Below are 17558 nucleotides of genomic sequence, written 5' to 3'. Positions count from 1 at the left end.
GCTTGCCAACGAGGGTCAGACCGACGAGTCGTCGAGCACCCAGCGCGTCACCCGCCGGATGGGGTAGAAACCATCGTGCGGCATTCCTTCCACGTCCCACGGCCACCTCACCGAGAGCGGCAACGCGTTGCACGCCCATCGACGCCAGGCCGTCGCGCAGCGTGGCGGCGCGTTGTGGCGGATACACCCCGACGGTCTGGGTGGCGACCGGCGATCATCATCGGCTCGTCGCGATGGTCAAGAATCTTGTCGATTAACCCGTCGAGCATCTAATCGGCAGCGTCGCGGCGAAGTGTTTGTCCGGCTTCGAACTCGGCGATCTCCTCGGGTGTTGCCGTGGCGTCGCCGATTCGGCGCCATGCGGGCCATAGCCGACAAATCCGAGATCGTCATCACGGCGTCGGTGAGGAAGTTTACTGCGTCGGGGCGTCCGACCAAGTCGACGATGTGGCTGAATGTCGCTGATGCGCGGTTGGGCGCTTTGCGGGGACCCAGCATGAAGATCGGCCGCGACCGGACTTGCGGACCCCTCGGGGGGACGGTGGCGTGGTTGGAGAACTCCACGTCCATTGCCGTCTGATTCAGGAACGAGTTCTTGCAGCTGGTGCCGCTGGTGGCGAAGACGTAATGACCGACATCGTGCAGGCGTTTGATCCAGTCGTCGGTGTCGGCGATGCCGGAGGTGTCGATGCCTTCGACTGGAACCTTCGACAAAGTATTGAGCCACAGACTCATCCGGTCCCACTGGCCCCGGTCGATGAAGGATTCCGGGTCAGTCTTGTAAGCGGTGTGGGCGAACAACAACGGAACAACGTCGTCGAGGTAGGAGATTTTGGTGATGCCGCACTTCTCGGCAAGCTGATCGAGTATACGAACCCGCCCGCGGCACTCCTCGAATCGCTGGTTGACGGCGTCGAGCCAGAGCGGTTCGAGCTCTTCCGACTGCCGCCGACGGGGTCGTCGAGAGCGGACAAGCGTGTGAGCGTCTCGATGGAGTTCGTCTATCCGATCAGACCTTCCGCGTCGAAGGGTTGGCGCGGCTTGCGCGCGCTGGCATGCCTCCAAATAGCTAACCGATATTATTTAGATTATTCATACTGAACCCACCTGCGACGCACCAGTGCCTTATGCCGCCAGCTCGCCACCGACAAAGGACTGCCTTAGCGGTCGTCGTCGGTGAATCGGATGACGCCGCGAATGTTCTTCCCGGACAGCATGTCGGCGTAACCGTCGTTGATCTGTTCGAGGGCGTACTGACGCGTGATCATGTCGTCGATGTTTAGCTTGCCTGCCTGATACAGGGACAAAAGGAGCGGAATGTCATGCTGAGGGTTGGCACCGCCAAAGATGGCGCCCTGCAGGTTCTTCTGCAGCAACGTTAGCGCCGCCAAGTTCAGTGTCACATCCGTGTCCAAAACGTTCTTCGACATCGAAGTCACCACACACGTACCGCCTTTGGCTGTGATTCCCATCCATTTGTCGACGTCGTGGCCGTCGGCCTCACCGACAGTGACGATCACTTTCTTCGCCATCCCGCCGGCGGTGACGTCAGCGGCGCCCGCCGTCGCCGACTCGATGTCCTGATAGACGTGGGTGGCCCCGAACTTCAGCGCCTGCTCACGTTTCCATTCGACGGGGTCAACTACGAATACATGCCGGGCACCGGCCTGCACTGCCCCTTGCAGCGCTGCTATGCCGACACCGCCGACACCGATGACGGCTACGTCATCGCCAGGGCGGACATCCGCAGAACGGGTGGCCGATCCGTAACCGGTGGTGACGCCACAGCCCACGAGGCAGGCCACCTCAAAGGGCACCGACGGGTCAACCTTGACTACCGAGGTTTCGTGCACCACCGCGTAGGGAGCGAATGTACCGAGAAGCGACATCGGGAACGCGTCGTGCCCGCGCACCTGCACCCGAAACGACCCGTCGGTCACCGACGCGCCGAACAACAGCCCGGCACCCAAATCGCAGAGATTGCGCAGCCCCGATTGGCATGACGGGCACCTTCCGCACGACGGGATGAACGACAACACCACGTGATCGCCAATCGCCAAACCCTCGACATCCGGACCGAGTTCGACGATGACGCCGGCGCCTTCGTGGCCACCGAGAACCGGAAAGCCCGCCATCGGGATGCTGCCGGTGACAAGGTGATAGTCAGAGTGACACATGCCGGCGGCTTCGATCTGGATCTTCACCTCCTTGCGCCGCGGCTCACCGATCTCGATCTCCTCGACCGACCATGGCTCGTTGGAGCCCCAGAGCACCGCACCCTTTGTCTTCATCGCTCTCCCCGCGCCTTCCCAGTACCGGGTCGTGCGCTTTCAGACCCGGAAATCTCATAACCAGCGAAACATTAAAATAATCTAGATTTACTCACAATAGAAGATGCAATTGCTCCTCCCAACGGGATGAAGGCGCGCACACCCAAGCCGCTCAGTCGGACTGAGCGGCTTCACTGAGCCACACGCCCGCGTCGGCGATGCCCCATGATCGAGTGGCCAAGACCGTTTGCAAGTGGTCGCTGCGAGGGTCGACTAACGCGCCCGGCCTAGACCGGGGAGTGCGCCAGGCCGACACAGGGTCGCAGTGCAGCCGTTGAGCGACGTCGGGAACCCCGCCGTCGCCCTCGGTGTCCCTAACGCCCTCCTACGGCTTCTGGGCTGGCGCTGTCGTAGTTGTCGGCAGCGCTGCGCCGGGTTAGTCCCGACGAATTACGTCCCGTTCGCCGCTGTCGAGTCTTCCAATCGTCGCTCAGCGGACCGCATCGCGGCCAACCTGACCGCCAGCGCGGCCCGCGCGGTCTCATCGCTGACCCACTCCATTTCACTGATGATTTCAGCGATGGCTTCACGCAGGCGCGGCAATGCCTCCTGCCGCGTAAGTAGGTCCTGCTCGGTCCAGTCGGATCGGTCTGCGTGGCTGTGCTCGCCCACGGGTCGGTCCATTCGGTCCTCCAGCTCGGTCGCGATTGCCCGCTCGCTGCGGGCAATCGGCTTATCAGATCGCTCCCGATATTCATAGCACTCATTGCCTATCCGGTGACCATCCCCCAGGTGACCGTCGTCGTTTGGAGGAATTCGCCGAGGTCGTGCCCTTCCTTCCCTGTCGATGCCGCTCTGCTTGTATCCGCCGACCGCCATGTGGGGAGTCATCCCGGCGCCGCCGTTGAGGGAGATGTTGCCTGCCCGAATCTGCCGGTTACAAAGCTCGACGCAACCATTGCTTGGTTCTTGCAGCTCCAACTGAGGGATTGACGGTGCCGGTTCGAAGGTTGCCAGGCCGCTACACCTGGGCCTCCAAAGATGTACTCAATGCCCGACCGTGATGGCGGCTTAGCCGGTGGCAAAGGCTGACTAGTGGTACGGCCGACGACAAGATCATCGGGCCCAGGCCCAGCTAGCTCGGGTCGCGCTGCTGATCATGCGTTTCGGCAACCCTGATGGTCGTCTCCAACAGGACGGCGCTTGATCTTGCCGGGGTTGCGGTCGGAATTTCTTGCCGAGAGTGGGAGCAATACTGAGGTGGCGCCTTCCATCGCGGGTCATGACTGAGAAGTGCTCGTTCGATGACGCGTCTCATCAAACTTGCACTGTCGAAATCACTTTCGGTCGGATGCAGCGAAACCACATGCTCACTTAGCCGTCCCACTGCAAGAAACACTGCCGCGGCTGTGGCCTTGTCCATGCCGGTGGGTAGTTCGACGCGGTCGAGGAGGACCATCGCCACAGAGTGGAACACGCCGATACATTGGACAATGATGTCTTCTGGCAATTGGTGTGCGATGGTTCCGTCGAACCAAGCACGGATGACGCTTCCGTAGATCCGGTGCATGCGCACGTAGCGGCTGAGCCACACGTGTAGGCCTTTCAAGCCGCCGCCGGTCGCCGCCACCTCACGAAGGTCGGCCGCCACCTGAGCGCCTTCGAGCACCGCCCATTCGCTCAACTCGGCCAGGATCTTGACCTTGGTGTTGAAATGGCGATAAAGCGTGGCCCGACTCGCCCCGGCTTCCAGCGCGATGTCGTCCATTGAAACGGCGTAATAGCCCCGATCTGCAAAGAGCATCGAGGCTGCCGAAAGCATGTCCTGCCTGAGTGGCGACATCGCGGTCGGGTCGGGAGGCGTCTTGGTTCGCTTTTCGGAGTGTGCCCAGCAGTCGTGGATTGCATCAGGCGCCGGATCATCGGGCAGCGCTTGCAGCACGGCTACGGGTGTTTCCGGAAACAACAACAGCTGCATGGCAATTGCAAGTGATCGCTCGACCGACTTGGCGTCTCCGAGTCCGAACATGCGACGAAGTCGATACAGTTCACGATGCCCACCATCGCGCTGGCGGCGTCGACCGGATCCATGTCGATAGCGTGGGCCGCGCGAACCTTCGCGGCCACGATCGCCAGGTACTGATCGGACACTGCCTGTGCGCGCGAAAGGGATAGGCCCGGGTTCAGCCCGATTCCCGGCAGGTCCGAGAAAACCACGACGTATGCGTCGAACAACGAGGCAAGGTCGATAGGCCAGTGGTACAGATTCGTGAAACCTTCGATGTCGGCCGCCCAGGCGCCCCAAACGATGACCGTGCTGCAGCACAGTGGACTCGTAGTGAGCCAACAACTCGAGTGTCAACGGCAAGGTGCCGACACGATTACCTTTCCCAGCCCGCTGCTGCCGCCCGTGACAATGATCTTCATCGTATTCAGCGCTCAGCCGATGACCACGGGAAGTTTCTCCCAGCCCCTCACCGTCGAGGTATGCGCTTGAACAGCGTTGTCCCAGTCGATATCCCAATGCGGGAATCGCTTGAGAACCTCTTCGAGCGCAACCCTTGCCTCGAGCCGCGCTAGATGCGCACCGAGGCAAACATGGATGCCATGGCCGAATGCCAGCTGTGACCGAGACTTGCGGTGGACGTCGAAATGCTCAGGATCAACGAACACCCGCTCGTCGCGATTGGCCGACGCAGTGAGTAACAACATGACGCTGCCGGCGGGGACGGAGTGGCCGTGGACCTCGACATCAGAGGCCACGTAGCGAGCCTGCACCGGCGAAGGCGCCTCGTAGCGCAGCAATTCCTCGATGGCTGCGGGTATCAAGGCCGGATCTTCTACGAGTTCCGCACGCTGATCCGGATTCTCGGCCAACACCTTTCCCGCCCATCCGAGCAGTCGTACGGTGGTCTCGTTCCCGGCCGCAGCGAGTAGACCGGCGTACGTCATGACCGTGGACTTGTCGAGTCGCTGTTCCTTGCCTTCGGCGTCGGCGTATTTCGCGGTCAGCAGGTCCGTCATCAGGTCGTCCGACGGGTTCTGCGCTCGAAAATCGATGTAGCTTCCGAACCGCTCGGGATCCAGCAAGTCTGACATCGCCGAGCTTCCTCGGGCGGAAAAGTGGTCGCCCTCATACAGTTTGAGGCTCTCATCGACCAGGTGTCTATGCTGCTCCTGGTCAGCGTCGGGGATGCCCAGCATCATGCCGATGGTGCGCATCGGGATCTTCGATCCGTAGTCGGCGACGAAATCGAACCCCATTTGGCCGCCGAGGCGGTCCAGCGTGGTAGCGCAAAAGCTGCGCACCTTGGGCTCAATTTCGGCGATCCGCCGAGGTGTGAACACCTTCGCCAGCAGTGCGCGGTGCACATCGTGTGCGGGCGGATCCTCGAAGAGGATGAAGCCGGAAGGAATTGGCGCACCGCTCTTGATGATCTCAAGCACCGAACCCCTGCCTGAGTGGTAGGTCTGCCAATCGACGCTGGCGGTTTTGACGTCGTCGTAGCGACTCAAGGCGTAGAAGCCGTACTTGTCGTTTCGGTATAGCGGTGCCTCATCGCGCAACTGACGAAAGACCGGATACGGATCGGCGTCGATTTCGAAGTCGTAGGGATCGTAGTTGATCCCACTCGAGTCAACCAGGGCGTGCATCGGATGGATCTCCTAGGCGTGTTGAATTCGTCGATAAGCGTACCGAGACAAATGGCGGTTGAATTGACTATCTGCGGAGTGCGCCGGCGGACTCTCGAAGTCGTGGTCTTCCTCGCCCATCTTGCGCCGCAGTGGTTCGGCGGTCCAGGGTATTCAGCTAATCCGATAACTCTATAGACGGCTCATGGACAAATCTCTAGTGTGAGACCGAACGTTAGGAAACAGGCTAACCGTCAGGCGTCGCCGGGAGATGAGAACGTTCGGCAACGAGAGAAGGGGAGCCGATTGATGTCACGTCCCATTCAAGGGGTGCGAGTTCTCGAGATGGCTCAGTTCGAATGCCTCCGCCGCAGCCGAGATCGTTACGGAACTGATAGCCAAACGGCCGCTGTGCAACTGGGCTGACGTGCTATCCCGGGGTGACCGCCAGTGGTTCAAGACGTCTGGGACGTCGGCCAAGATCCTGCGTTGCGCGCCAACGGAATGATCACGTCGGCGGTCGACAGCGACGGAAGCCGAGCGAACTCGTTGCTAGCCCTGCGCAGTTCGACGAAACCGCGTTAACGTGCACGCACGCACCCCCTTTCGCCGAGCATACTGACGAAGTGCACGGGGAGTCGGCTTCTCTGGCGATGAACTACTTCGGCTCAAGATCGACGGTGAGACACTATGTAGCAGCGTGGCCGAAGCCTCCAAACACATCAGGGCGCTGTGTCCACTTGCTGCTCACCAGGTGAACCTCATCACCAACACCTACTGCCCTTACGCTCGCCCTATCAGTCGGGACGCTGAGGACCGTCAACCGTTTTTGTCGTCTGGCCTACTCATTTCGGACGCGGCGTGTCCAGCAGGCACGCGTGGTGCTCGAACATCTTCACCGCGTCGCGCTCGAGATCGCGTGGCACGCGGGGTATCAGCGCTGCACCGCTCTTGCGACTGGGCAATGAGATGGTCGCTTCCGCTGCGGCCGTCCGCTCGCCGCGTTGGTTGTGTACTTCTACTGTCACATCGGCCACTTGTGATCCGTCATCTTCGCGCTTACCTGTCACGCGACCGGTCAGATATTGGATATCCCCGTGGTAGTTAAACTTTCGAATCTCGTCATGCTGTCGCACGACAAAGCCTTGGTCACCCATCCAGTCGGTGAGGAAGTGGTGGATCCAGCACTCACGTAGCACCCCGTAGTCATACGCGCGGGGATTTCCGATCGCTTTGGCCCATTCAGAATCCCAGTGCACTCGCTGAGCGACGTCGGGTACGCCGTATGCGTTGTCGATGTAGAACGGCGCGATTCGTCGGCGATTCTGGTAGGCGAGCCGGCCCGTCTTCAGGCCGTAGGGCACGAATCCGTATCCCCCGGAATGAAAGACGATCATGTCCGTCGTGGTAAGGGGGCCCTTGGCCATTGTCCCCATGTCGGCACCCACTACGACATCTTCGATGTATCGCGGCACGACACCTTGGACCTTCTCGGCCCCATAGACCGCGTCCAAGGCCTCGATATCGGCTTTCGAATACGTCGGCTCCTCGATGGTGGCGTACTTGCCCTTCTCCCGTGCCTTATTGCGCTCGGTGTAGATCACGAGTGTGCGGTATGTGCCGATTACTTCGGCATGCTGGTTCATCTTGACATCGCGTAGCACCCGAATGATGGAGCGGCCGGCGAACTCCGATGACTTCTCTTCAACCGACTCCAGACCCGTGAAGCTGTACAGAGTATCGCCGGGATAGATCGGCCGGTACCAGTCCCAAGTGCCACCGGACACGAACGCATGTATCCCTCTGTAGCTTCCGCCACGTAGTTCCTTGGGCAGAGGCACACCGCGTAGTGGCGCGTTGAGTGCGGCCGCCATGATCTGGGGCGCCACCTGCGTGCCCCATCGTGACGCAAGTCCGTGATTGGGATCGGTGTACAGCGGATTGTCGTCGCCATAACTACGGGCGAAGTTTCGAATGGCCTCAGGTGTGGCAGTCGATAGCAACTCCTCGGAACGAGAAGCCGACCAGACCCCCAGTGCGGCACGGTCTTTCTCAATGTCGGCGTCGTCGATCTCAAAGGCCGTCGCCTCGGCGAATCGTTCCTCCGACGGCTTTGGCTGTGTCATCTGAGTCATCGACTACCTCTCACGCCTCCCTGGAATCGGCGATTACGAGCATCGCAGACCGCATTCACATAGTCAACTACGTCATCGAGGTTACATGGGGTGAAGGCCAGCCAGAATGGGAGCAACAGACAAGGTTCTCGCGCGGCGGCTTTGCACGTCGTCGCCCATTCGCACGCGGCGAGCTGGCCAGGTGGACACCAAAGGACACTGTCCGCCCATTGGTAGGCAGCGGCCGTGCCAGCCGGTACGGCAAGCTCTGGATGCGACGACGTTTGGACTGTCGAGGGGAGCGGTCGACTCGGCATTGCCGGGACTACGGGTACCCAACGACATTCGTTTCGAGATACATCGCTCAACGCCAGACTGGAATGCCGCCGTCAGCGCGGTCCCGTACATCAGCCGTCACCCTGAGCATTTTGCCACCGGCATTCTCTACTAGCCGCTGCGTTCCTCGAGGTCCTCGTCGGTAGCTAGTTGGTATGGCACCTAGTCGATTTGGTCGCAGATATTACCGCCCACGATGTTGGCACCTTCCTTGGCGAACGCAACGGCGTGCGACCTACCCGTACCCCTACCCCGACCACGCCGGTGATGAACGACCCGTCCGTGGTTTACCCACGGTTAAATTCCGCTTGTCTCGGCAGGTGTAAGCGCGTGAGCCAGCCACCCACGCGGATAGGAGAACGGCGTCGCCCCCGATGTGCTTGGGAACGACGACGTGAAGTAGCCGAGACTGAGACCATGCTGATTCCTGTCATTCCAAGATGCGCTGACGGCCCCCTACTGGGTGGCTGATCAAACACGCTGAGAGCGTGCCGGTTTCGAATACCACTGACGCTACATTCGCTTCCACCGCGTCAGCAGCACCGAATTTCGTACACGTAGCGGATCCTCACCGTTCCGCTCCAGGCTCGACGTGTGACCGCAACGCTCGCGCACGACGCGCAAGACGTCGGCTGCGCTAAACAGGCGGATACGCCGGGGGCGGGTGTACGCCCCGCAGGATCCAGGCAAACCAGCTCAATGCCGTACTCGATTTCGTCGCTGGCATCATGGTCGGCGTTGGGATCCATCGGTGCATTCCCCAAGCGTTGATTGACTACAGTGGCTGCCCGTAGACGGCCACCACCACCGTGCGGTCGAGGCTGTTTTCCGACCACACCCCGATTTCTGTGTTGGAGCAGTCGGACATGATCGCGTAGTAGGCCGGGTTGTAGTACCACCTATTGATCAACTCGATACCGCTGATCGCCAATGCAGGATTGATTGCCACGGTCTCGGCCACCTTGCCATGGAATCCGGCCGCGTTGGCGCGGTCTTGTGGTGTGGATCCGTCAGAACCGATGTCGCCGTCGAGGTTTCGGTTGTTGAGAACGTCGTTGTTGTGCCATTGGGCCGCGAGACGCAACTGGGGGTTGATCTTGACGTTGTTAGTGCAGCCGGCCTGGTGTTGGACGGTGTAGACGTTGGCGGCAACACTGTCGTTTAGCCGCCGGTTGTCGGCGTGCGCGCGCGGGATACCAGATACTGCGGCAGTCGCAAGCGCGATAACGATCATGGTTCGTTTCATCAACCACCTCGGTAGTGAGCTGCGGAGTTCCGAAGCTGCCAGATCTGTGCCGGGCATAGTTCATCGACCGCTTGGTCGATGATCGTCGAATAGTTAAGCCCCTGCCTTACCTTGTCGCAGATCCGCTGTCCGTAACCCAAGGCATCATCGGCACTGGTGAAGTCGTCGCCGGGGCGCACTGTCACATTGACCAGATAGGTCATCACATCGGCGTTAGCGTGTGGCGCCGCGACCGACGGGGCGCACAGCAACGCTGGTCCGGAAGCGAAGACGCCAAACCGAAACATTCTGGGCCTCATTTGCGTAACGCCACCATTTCGGATGCTGTGGTGCCGGCCGCGGCGACGACCTGAGCCCCTTGCAGCCGGCTGGCAAGTATCACTGCCACGTCCTCGATTTCTGTCACCGTCGGTCACTTTCAGACACGTCAGATCGGCTCGAATCCCGAGATCCGCCAACGACTGTCGACCTTGTCGAGTATGACTCGGACGCTGGAGTTGGTGTTGGTTGGGGCGTCGTTGCCGGCGGCCACGGTTTGATTGACGAAAACAAGTACTACAGCATGGTTTTCGGCTGCTGACACTGACGCGGTGGCTGGCACGGTAGCCGCCGCGGTGATCAATTTCTCGATGGCCGCCGGGGCAACGACATCGTCCACGAGTGAGGTATAAGAGTTGCGGAAGGCACCGGTGAGTCGATCCTTCGCGGCGTCGAGGTCGTTCTGCACGGTGTCCGGATGATAGGACAACATCGCGATGGTGCCATCGCTGGCCGCACGCACCGACTCGATACGGGCGGCGTCGTCTTGGCCCTGCGACCAGCCCAGCCACTTCAGGAATCCTGCTGCGGCCGCTAGTATGAGCACCATCCCCGGCAGCACACCGTAGGCCACGACGTGACCCCATCGAATCTTTCGCTTCGTCGGCGCCGCAACGCCGTTCGGGTCCTGATCGGTGGGCTCGCTTTCGTCGAGCGCATCGTCGTCGACGTCGTCATCAATTTCATCGTCGATGTCGATTGATAGTGCCATGAGGGCTCCTTTCCAATTGGCGCGACCGTCAGGGAACGAACTGGACGTTGGAAATCTTGAGATCATTCCCAACCTTCTGTACATCTATCCGCATCCGCCAGCCGCGCGGCTGTTGTTCGGTATCGCCGACGATTGACGTCTTGACCTGGACAGCGACCAGAACCTGTGCCTGATTCCCTTGCATCGACTCCACGCCCGCTTCCGACACCGTCCCCTCGGACTTCGATTTCGCCTGTTTGACAACGTCGATGAACGGCTGGGACCGTTTCTGGAAGTCGACGAGGAACGTTCCGGTTGCCGAGTTCAAGATTCGGGAAACGTCGGCGTCGACCTCGTCGAAGTCGATTGTGGTCAGGTTCAGCGCAGCTTGCCGACCGACGTCCAGAAACTGTTGGCGCTGCTGCTGGACCTGGTGCGACTGGTATCCGCGATATGACAGCCAGCTGATTAGTCCGGCCAGTATCGCGATGGCTACCAGGCTGACTGCCACTGCGAGCCTGACCGGTGACCGTGGAGGGCGTTTCCCTCCGTTCACGTTTGCCGTGTCATCGTCAGTGATCTCATCGTCTTCGGTTGTGTCGTTTTCAATTTCGTTCCCGTCGAGTGTTGCTTCGCTCAGTTCGGCGTCGGTGGGCTCACCATGTCCTGCCATGTTCTCTCCTTCGGAGCGTTCTGAGCGAGGTCCGCCTGGGTGTAGACCTTTCCGTCGGGTCCGACGTAACTTCCTGTTGCCGGGTCGTATTCGGCGACCGCCAGCGGTGGGGGTGGCTCCGGCGCGGCAGGGAGTTGCGCCGGCGCACCCTGCTCCGGTGCTGGCGGCACGGCGCGTGCTGGATCGCCAGGCCCCAGCTGCGGGACGTCCTGGCCAGTTAGGGTGGCGTTCGGGTCGCCCTTCCAGTTGAAGCCGTCGTTGAGCGGCACGTACTGCTCATCGCTTTCGCACATCCACGCGAACGGTGCGCGCTTGCCTGGTCGGGTTTCGCACGGATAATTCTTTGCCCCACGGACATTGAATGGTGAATCCTGCGGCGTGCGGCAATACAAAGCGCCGGCCGGGCGGTCGGGGGCGTCGGTAGACACGGGGGTCCGGCGCTGCTGGGCCGGCAGGAATCCGGTGGTGCATGGCGGCGGGAGGTTGAGGTTCAGGTTGAAGGCCAGGAACCCGCCCAGGTAGTCCTGCTTGGTGTTGAGATTCGGCACCGCGCCGGCCGCAGTGTTCGCAATCCCCTGCGGTATCAATACCAGCAGTTGCTCGACGCCGGCGTGGTAATCCAGCGCCACCTTGCCGACGGTGACGAGGTTGGTCAGTATCACTGGCAGGGTGGGTTGCAGGCGCTCGACCAGTAGGCGCGCTTCGTCGGCGGCCTGGCTACCGTTGTCGATCGTGCCGGCGAGTGCAGCGTCATTGGTACGTAGCTGGCCGGTGATTGTCGCCAGATGCGATGCCCATGCCTGGATCGAGTCAGCCGATTCCGCCTGCGAGTCCAGTACAGGTGCTGACTGATCGATCAGGGTGGTTAGTGAGTCCAGGTTGGTGCGTGCATCGATCGCGAGTTGACTGCCTCCCTTGATGATCCGTGACAACTCTGGACCCAACCCGCCGAAGGCGGTGTATGACTCGTCGACGGCGGTCTTGAGACTGTCATGCGGAATGCCCTGTAGTCCCCGGTTGGCCTCGTCGAGCAGCGAGTCAATCGACGGCGGTACCGAGGTGTCTTTCATCGCGATCATGTCGCCGTTCTTCAGCGGCGCGGAGGTAGCGTCACGGGGTAACAGCGCTACGTACTGTTCGCCCAGCGCGGACTGGCTGTGCACCTCGGCTGTCAGATTCGACGGAATGTCGGTGCTCGACTTCAGCGATAGCACCGCAGCCACACGACCGTGATCGCCAAGACTGACTGATTCGACCTTGCCGACTGGGGTGCCGCGGTAGGTGACGTTCGCCCGCGGATACAACCCGCCGGTACGGGGCAACTCTACGGTGACGGTGTAGCGCCCGAGTCCAAACATCGCGGGCAACCGCACGTACCCGAAGGCCATGAACGATGCCGCCACGACCGCGATGGCGGTGAAGACCGCGAGCTGGATGAGGATGCGCCTGTTCACGTGCATGTTAGGGCCCCTGATCAAGGTGGTAGGGAGCGACTAGCGGATTGCCGGCGGTGTAGGGGCTGGGCATCTGGCCGATCGTGCGGCCCCACTGAAGTTCGAGCTTGGTGAGGCCGCCCTCGAACCTCGTGCCTGTGAAGAAGGAGGCGTCAATGCGGCTGAGCGTGAGGTCGATGACTGCCGTCATGTTGCCATAGTCGCCGCGTATCCAGTTTTGCAACGTTTCGGCGGGGAACGGGTATGTAGTCAGCATGCTGAGCGACCGGGTGAGTGCCGGTCCGGCATTGGCCAGCGAACGCAGAACTGGGGCAATGTCTTTCAACTCCTTCACCAGATTCTCTTTGGTTTGGTTGACCGAATCGGCCGCGACCGCGCTGAACTCGCCGAGCTTGTCGAGGGCTTCGGCGAGGTTTTCCCGCTCATTGCTTAGTACGGCCAGCGCATCGGGGATCGTTTTCAGCGCCCTATCGACGACCGGTTTCTGGTCGGCGAATGTGCCGACGACACGATTGAGGCTGTTGGTGGCGTCGATGATGTCGCCGGTCTGGTCATTGACGTAGGTGACATAGCGGTCGAGCTGTTCGATCAGGCTGCGCAGGTCTTGTTCCCGACCGCGCAGCGCGGTGGAGAATGTTTCCACGACGTCCTGAAGCTGGCCGACTCCACCGCCGTTGAGCAGCAGCGAAATTGATCCCAAGGCTTGCTCGGTAGTCGGATAGGCACCAGCGTTTTGCAGGGGTATCAGCGAGCCCTCGTGAAGCTGGCTGTGCGGTGTTTCGCCGGTCGGTGGTGCGAGTTCGATGTGCTGTGAGCCCAGCAGGCTCGTCTGGCCCAATCTCGCCGTCGCGTTGGCAGGTAACGCCACGCCACCATTGATGCGCATGGTGACCAGTGCGTGCCAGCCTTGGCGCTCGATCTTGGTCACGTTGCCGACGTTGACGTCGCCGACCCGCACACGTGCGTTCGGTTCGATGTTGTTGACATCGGGCATTTGGGCCGCAACCACGTACGAGCCTGGTCCACCGCCTTCAGTTCCCGGCATAGGCAGCGAATTCAGCCCGCGCCACCCGCATCCGGACAGCCCGGCTATCACGACCGCCAGCACAACTGACCATGTTGCGGCCTGACGGCCGAAGGTCTGGGTCATGAGCCAGACCTGATGGGGACCATCATGCCGGGCAGGCCGGCGGCTGGATCGGTCGGCACCGTGAGCGGTAGGCCCGCGGCAGCGTCGATCGGCGCCTCAGCGGCCAGCGGGCCCTGGGGAGCGGTTCCCATCGGCGGTGCTGCCGGTGGAACGTAGTCCGGTCGCATCCAGTCCTCGCTGAAGGTGACCTCGTTGGGCCGAGCCTGCGCGCCGACAGTGAACAACGGCAGTCCAATCGCGCCGTTGACTCCCAATGGCGGGAAGTTGTATTGCCGGTTCTTGACGATCGGGGCGAGGTACTGGACGCAAAGTTTCGCCGACTGTTCGGCATTCAGCCGTGATGCCGCCTGAATCGCCCCGCATATGAAATTGATCGGATTACTGAAGTTGTTGTAAGCCAGCGCGCCTGTGGTGCCGCCCTGGGCAGGCTCGTAGATGTTGATAAAATTCTGTAGCGAGTTGGGAAAGGCGTGTAGCGCCTGCTTGAGGTCCGGTGAAACGGCACCGAGTGCTTGGGTTATCTGGGCGAGCTTGTCGAACGTGGTTCCCAGCGATTCGCGGTTTTCGTGTAGGAAGCCGCGCATATCGGTCACGGCGGTGTTGAGGTCGGTGACCGCGGTCCCGACTTCGTTGGGGTCGTTGGCCAGTATCCCGGTGACCGCGGCGAGGTTTTGGTTGAGTTGGCGCATCAGGTCGGTGCTGTCGCGTAACGCCGACACCAAAACCGCTAAGTTCTTGAGGGTTCCGAAGATGTCGCCGGAGTGGTCACCCAGGATGGACAATGTTTGCGACAGCTTGATCACCGAGTCGTGGATACTGGAGCCCTGTCCGCGGAGGTTGTTGGCGACGGTGTCGACGAATGCGCCCAGGGTCGACACGCCGCCGGGTTGGGTGGGTTGCAGCGTTTTGTTCAGCTTGTCCAGTTGGTCGCGCAGATCGTCCCACTCCACCGGCACCGCGGTGCGCTCTTGTGGAATTAAAGCGTTGTCCGCTATTGCAGGCCCTGTGGTGTAGACCGGGGTGAGCTGAATGAACCGCGCCGACACCACGGTTGGGGAAATGATGACGGCCTTGGCGTCGGCGGGAATCTTGTACTTGCCGTCGACCCAGAAGATGATCTTGGCCCGTTGCGGTTGCGGTTCGATTGTTTCGATCTTGCCGACGGGTACGCCGAGGATGCGGACCTGGTCGCCGGGGTAGATGCCGTTGCTGTTGTCGAAATAGGCGGTGAGCCTTGTCTTGTTGATGGGGCCGGAGAACTGGGCGGCGATCAGCAGGCCGCCGACCAACAACGCCACCAGCGCCGCTGATAGCCCGATCCGGGCAATCCTGTTCGCGGTCATGGTGTCTCCTGCCGTGGGGGTACCTCATTGGGTGCGGGTTGGTACGTCGGCGACGGGGTGGGCTCGACGTGCTCGGCGCCGGGCAGCGGCGGGCCGGGCGGAGGCCCACCGGGTGGTGGGGCAGGCAATGGTTCGCGGTAGGGGTAGCGCGGGTCGCCGGGGTTGCCGGTGATGGCGTCGGGCAGGGTGAGGTTGGGTTCGCCGCCCTGCCCGGTGCGCGGGTACGGTATCGGCAGCGCCGGAGTGGCGAGCTGGCCGGTCTGCGGATCGGTCAGCTCGGACGGCAACTTCACGTCGGGGTTCAGGCCAAGATCGGAAAACGCCGCGTCGATGAACGGTTGTAGGAACTGCCCAGGCAACAGATTGGCGATATACGCATTGAAGAACGGCCCTGACGACACCGACTCGCCCAGCGACATCGCATAGTCGCTGAGCCGCTTGATCGCGTCCTGCAGCCGTTCCCTGCGGTTGGCGACGATGGTGAGCACCCCGTTGAGCTTGTCCACCGACGGTTTGAGCTGTTGGCGATTGTCGGCGACAAAGGCGGATGCCTGCCGCGACAACTGGGAGAGATTGCCCGAAACTTGGTCCAGAGCATCACTTTCGGTGCGCAACTCCGCCAGTAGCGCGTTGGTGTGAGTGATCAGGGCCACCACCTGATCGCTGCGTTCGGCCAGCACCTTGGTTGCCTTGTTGGCGTTGGACAGCAGGTTTCGCAGCTGAGCATCGCGGATGTTGAGTGACTCCGAGAAACGCGAAAGTCCGTGCACTGCCGCCTGCAGATCGGGCGGGGTGTTGGCGAATGTCTGCGCCAGCGTGTCCAGTGACTGCGACAGCTGTCCTGTGTCGAGCTGGTCCACGGTGGTGGCCAAATCGCCCAAGGCATCGGTCAATTGATACGGCGGTGTGGTGCGGTCGACGGGGATCGGGCCGGACAGGTCGCCGTCGCCGCGGGAAACGACTTCTAGGGTTCTGGTGCCTAGCAGGCTCTTCGTTTTGATGGCCGCTTCGGTCCGGTCACCGAGGTGGACGCTGCCATCAACCTTGAATGTCACCAACACTCGCGGCCCATCGAGTGACACATTGGACACCTTGCCCACCTCGTAGCCAGACACCTGCACAGATGAGCCCGGTGCTATGCCTCCCGCCTCCGAAAAGAACGCGGCGTACTGCTTCTGGCCAGTCACGAACGGCAGATGCCTGTAGTTCAGCGCTACCAACACCGCCACAGCGGTTAGGGCAACACCGACTACGCCGACAATGACGGTGTTTCGCTCTGCGAAGGCCTTCATTTCGGGGCGCACCGCCCGGTGTCCTGACCAGCAACCTTGACGTACACGGGTTGTCCCCCTTTGCCGTTGAGCTTCAGCACCGCGTCGCAGAGGTAGTAACTGAAGTAGTCCCCGTACAGGCCTAGGCGCCCCAGGATCTGGTACTTGTCAGGCAGGGTGTTCAACATGTTGTCGAAATAGTCGTGGTCCGCGACGACGATGCCGGACGCCCGATCGTTTTCCGCGATGACCTCTTTGAAGGGCGGCCGTGACTGCGATAACAGGTCGGCGACAGTGCTGCTGGCTTCGTTGACGTGGGCCAGTCCGGTGCTGATGTCGGTCTTGCGGGCGGCAAGTCCATCGACGAGTTCGGATAGCGACGTGATCGCCTTGTCGAACTGCTTACTCTGGTCGCCTAGCGATCCAAGTACGGTGTTGAGGTTGTTGATCACTTGCCCGATCAGCTGATCGCGGTCGGCCAGCGTGTTGGTGACCGAGGCGGTTTGTGCCAGAAATGAACTGATGGTTCCGCCCTGGCCTTGAAGCGCCGTGATTAGCTGCCCCGACAACGCGTTCACTTGTTCCGGGTTCAACGCGCGGAACAGCGGACGGAAGCCGCCGATCAGTGCGTCCAGATCCAGCGCCGGCTCGGTGCGGGCCATTGGGATGGTGGCGCCGGGGCGCAGCACTTTGGTGCCGCCGACTCCCTCTTCCAGTGCGAGGTAGCGGTCACCGAGGAGGTTGTCGTAGCGGATCGCAGCTCTGCTGCCTTCGGTGAGTACCACTGAGGTGTCGGTGCCGAACTCGACGTCAAGTGTGCTGTCAGGCAATAGCGTGATTTTGTCGACCTTGCCGACTTCCACGCCGGCGACGCGTACGAAGTCCCCGGTCTTTAGTCCGGTGATGTTGCTGAATTGGGCCGTGTAGGCGTTTTCCTTCTCGAATCGAAGCTGCGCGAAGATCGCCAGCAGCGCGAAGATGCCGAGCAGGCACGCCAGGGTGAAGACGGCGAAGCGCCAAACCGCGCCTCTGAGGTCATGTTTCATGAGGTTGTTCCTT

At 61.3% G+C, this 17558-nt stretch carries 14 protein-coding genes and 1 pseudogene; 1 reads left to right on the top strand and 14 read right to left on the bottom strand.

The window, feature by feature from the left end:
- The first annotated feature begins 627 nt into the window (after positions 1-627).
- Positions 628-1101, top strand: coding sequence for a hypothetical protein (locus SLQ33_RS07185; protein ID WP_319453107.1), 474 nt, complete (start codon positions 628-630; stop codon positions 1099-1101).
- Positions 1102-1160: 59 nt separating this feature from the next.
- On the opposite strand, the gene SLQ33_RS07180 is transcribed toward SLQ33_RS07185, so the two are convergent.
- The 14 genes and pseudogenes from SLQ33_RS07180 to SLQ33_RS07115 all read right to left on the bottom strand — a co-directional run bounded on the left by SLQ33_RS07180 (position 1161) and on the right by SLQ33_RS07115 (position 17545).
- Positions 1161-2291: an NDMA-dependent alcohol dehydrogenase gene (locus tag SLQ33_RS07180; RefSeq protein ID WP_319453106.1), complete on the bottom strand. Its 1131-nt coding sequence runs from the start codon at positions 2289-2291 to the stop codon at positions 1161-1163.
- A 429-nt stretch (positions 2292-2720) separates the two neighbouring features.
- Entirely contained in the window at positions 2721-3251 is a 531-nt protein-coding gene (locus SLQ33_RS07175; protein ID WP_319453105.1) for a hypothetical protein, read from the bottom strand.
- 154 nt (positions 3252-3405) lie between these two features.
- Positions 3406-4299, bottom strand: coding sequence for a helix-turn-helix domain-containing protein (locus SLQ33_RS07170; protein WP_319453104.1), 894 nt, complete (start codon positions 4297-4299; stop codon positions 3406-3408).
- Between the two features lie 410 nt (positions 4300-4709).
- Entirely contained in the window at positions 4710-5924 is a 1215-nt protein-coding gene (locus SLQ33_RS07165) for a cytochrome P450 (RefSeq protein WP_319453103.1), read from the bottom strand.
- Positions 5925-6748: 824 nt separating this feature from the next.
- A complete protein-coding gene (locus tag SLQ33_RS07160; protein WP_319453102.1) occupies positions 6749-8038 on the bottom strand; it encodes a MaoC family dehydratase N-terminal domain-containing protein in 1290 nt (429 codons plus the stop codon).
- Between the two features lie 952 nt (positions 8039-8990).
- A pseudogene (locus SLQ33_RS07155) lies at positions 8991-9599 on the bottom strand (CAP domain-containing protein).
- Positions 9599-9886 (bottom strand): DUF732 domain-containing protein, encoded by a 288-nt coding sequence (locus tag SLQ33_RS07150; RefSeq protein ID WP_319453101.1) that lies wholly within the window; start codon positions 9884-9886, stop codon positions 9599-9601. Before SLQ33_RS07150 ends, SLQ33_RS07155 begins: the two are co-directional and overlap by 1 nt.
- Before the next feature lie 140 nt (positions 9887-10026).
- Complete coding sequence (locus SLQ33_RS07145) at positions 10027-10713, bottom strand: hypothetical protein (RefSeq protein WP_319453100.1); 687 nt, start codon at positions 10711-10713, stop codon at positions 10027-10029.
- Positions 10658-11281 (bottom strand): mammalian cell entry protein, encoded by a 624-nt coding sequence (locus SLQ33_RS07140; RefSeq protein ID WP_319453099.1) that lies wholly within the window; start codon positions 11279-11281, stop codon positions 10658-10660. Before SLQ33_RS07140 ends, SLQ33_RS07145 begins: the two co-directional genes overlap by 56 nt.
- A complete protein-coding gene (locus SLQ33_RS07135) occupies positions 11245-12741 on the bottom strand; it encodes an MlaD family protein (protein ID WP_319453098.1) in 1497 nt (498 codons plus the stop codon). Before SLQ33_RS07135 ends, SLQ33_RS07140 begins: the two co-directional genes overlap by 37 nt.
- Position 12742: 1 nt before the next feature.
- Positions 12743-13885 carry a virulence factor Mce family protein gene (locus SLQ33_RS07130; protein WP_319453097.1) on the bottom strand — a complete coding sequence of 381 codons (1143 nt, stop codon included), beginning with the start codon at positions 13883-13885 and terminating at the stop codon, positions 12743-12745.
- Entirely contained in the window at positions 13882-15228 is a 1347-nt protein-coding gene (locus tag SLQ33_RS07125; RefSeq protein ID WP_319453096.1) for an MCE family protein, read from the bottom strand. The genes SLQ33_RS07130 and SLQ33_RS07125 overlap by 4 nt, the downstream gene beginning before the upstream one ends.
- The gene (locus SLQ33_RS07120; protein WP_319453095.1) at positions 15225-16520 is read right to left on the bottom strand and encodes an MCE family protein; all 1296 of its coding nucleotides are present in this window, start codon (positions 16518-16520) and stop codon (positions 15225-15227) included. The genes SLQ33_RS07125 and SLQ33_RS07120 overlap by 4 nt, the downstream gene beginning before the upstream one ends.
- Positions 16517-17545, bottom strand: coding sequence for a virulence factor Mce family protein (locus SLQ33_RS07115; protein WP_319453094.1), 1029 nt, complete (start codon positions 17543-17545; stop codon positions 16517-16519). The genes SLQ33_RS07120 and SLQ33_RS07115 overlap by 4 nt, the downstream gene beginning before the upstream one ends.
- Positions 17546-17558 lie beyond the last annotated feature (13 nt).

Source organism: Mycobacterium sp. RTGN6 (assembly GCF_033804605.1).
Taxonomy (GTDB): Bacteria; Actinomycetota; Actinomycetes; order Mycobacteriales; family Mycobacteriaceae; genus Mycobacterium.
This window is presented reverse-complemented; position numbering and strand designations above follow the sequence as displayed.

What these genes read in the sequence shown, in the direction of transcription:
- SLQ33_RS07185 (WP_319453107.1), top strand. Translation starts at nt 628, where the DNA reads ATGACCGACATCGTGCAGGCGTTTGATCCAGTCGTCGGTGTCGGCGAT.
- SLQ33_RS07180 (WP_319453106.1), bottom strand. Translation starts at nt 2,291, where the DNA reads ATGAAGACAAAGGGTGCGGTGCTCTGGGGCTCCAACGAGCCATGGTCG.
- SLQ33_RS07170 (WP_319453104.1), bottom strand. Translation starts at nt 4,299, where the DNA reads ATGTTCGGACTCGGAGACGCCAAGTCGGTCGAGCGATCACTTGCAATT.
- SLQ33_RS07165 (WP_319453103.1), bottom strand. Translation starts at nt 5,924, where the DNA reads ATGCACGCCCTGGTTGACTCGAGTGGGATCAACTACGATCCCTACGAC.
- SLQ33_RS07160 (WP_319453102.1), bottom strand. Translation starts at nt 8,038, where the DNA reads ATGACTCAGATGACACAGCCAAAGCCGTCGGAGGAACGATTCGCCGAG.
- SLQ33_RS07150 (WP_319453101.1), bottom strand. Translation starts at nt 9,886, where the DNA reads ATGTTTCGGTTTGGCGTCTTCGCTTCCGGACCAGCGTTGCTGTGCGCC.
- SLQ33_RS07145 (WP_319453100.1), bottom strand. Translation starts at nt 10,713, where the DNA reads ATGTACAGAAGGTTGGGAATGATCTCAAGATTTCCAACGTCCAGTTCG.
- SLQ33_RS07140 (WP_319453099.1), bottom strand. Translation starts at nt 11,281, where the DNA reads ATGGCAGGACATGGTGAGCCCACCGACGCCGAACTGAGCGAAGCAACA.
- SLQ33_RS07135 (WP_319453098.1), bottom strand. Translation starts at nt 12,741, where the DNA reads ATGCACGTGAACAGGCGCATCCTCATCCAGCTCGCGGTCTTCACCGCC.
- SLQ33_RS07130 (WP_319453097.1), bottom strand. Translation starts at nt 13,885, where the DNA reads ATGACCCAGACCTTCGGCCGTCAGGCCGCAACATGGTCAGTTGTGCTG.
- SLQ33_RS07125 (WP_319453096.1), bottom strand. Translation starts at nt 15,228, where the DNA reads ATGACCGCGAACAGGATTGCCCGGATCGGGCTATCAGCGGCGCTGGTG.
- SLQ33_RS07120 (WP_319453095.1), bottom strand. Translation starts at nt 16,520, where the DNA reads ATGAAGGCCTTCGCAGAGCGAAACACCGTCATTGTCGGCGTAGTCGGT.
- SLQ33_RS07115 (WP_319453094.1), bottom strand. Translation starts at nt 17,545, where the DNA reads ATGAAACATGACCTCAGAGGCGCGGTTTGGCGCTTCGCCGTCTTCACC.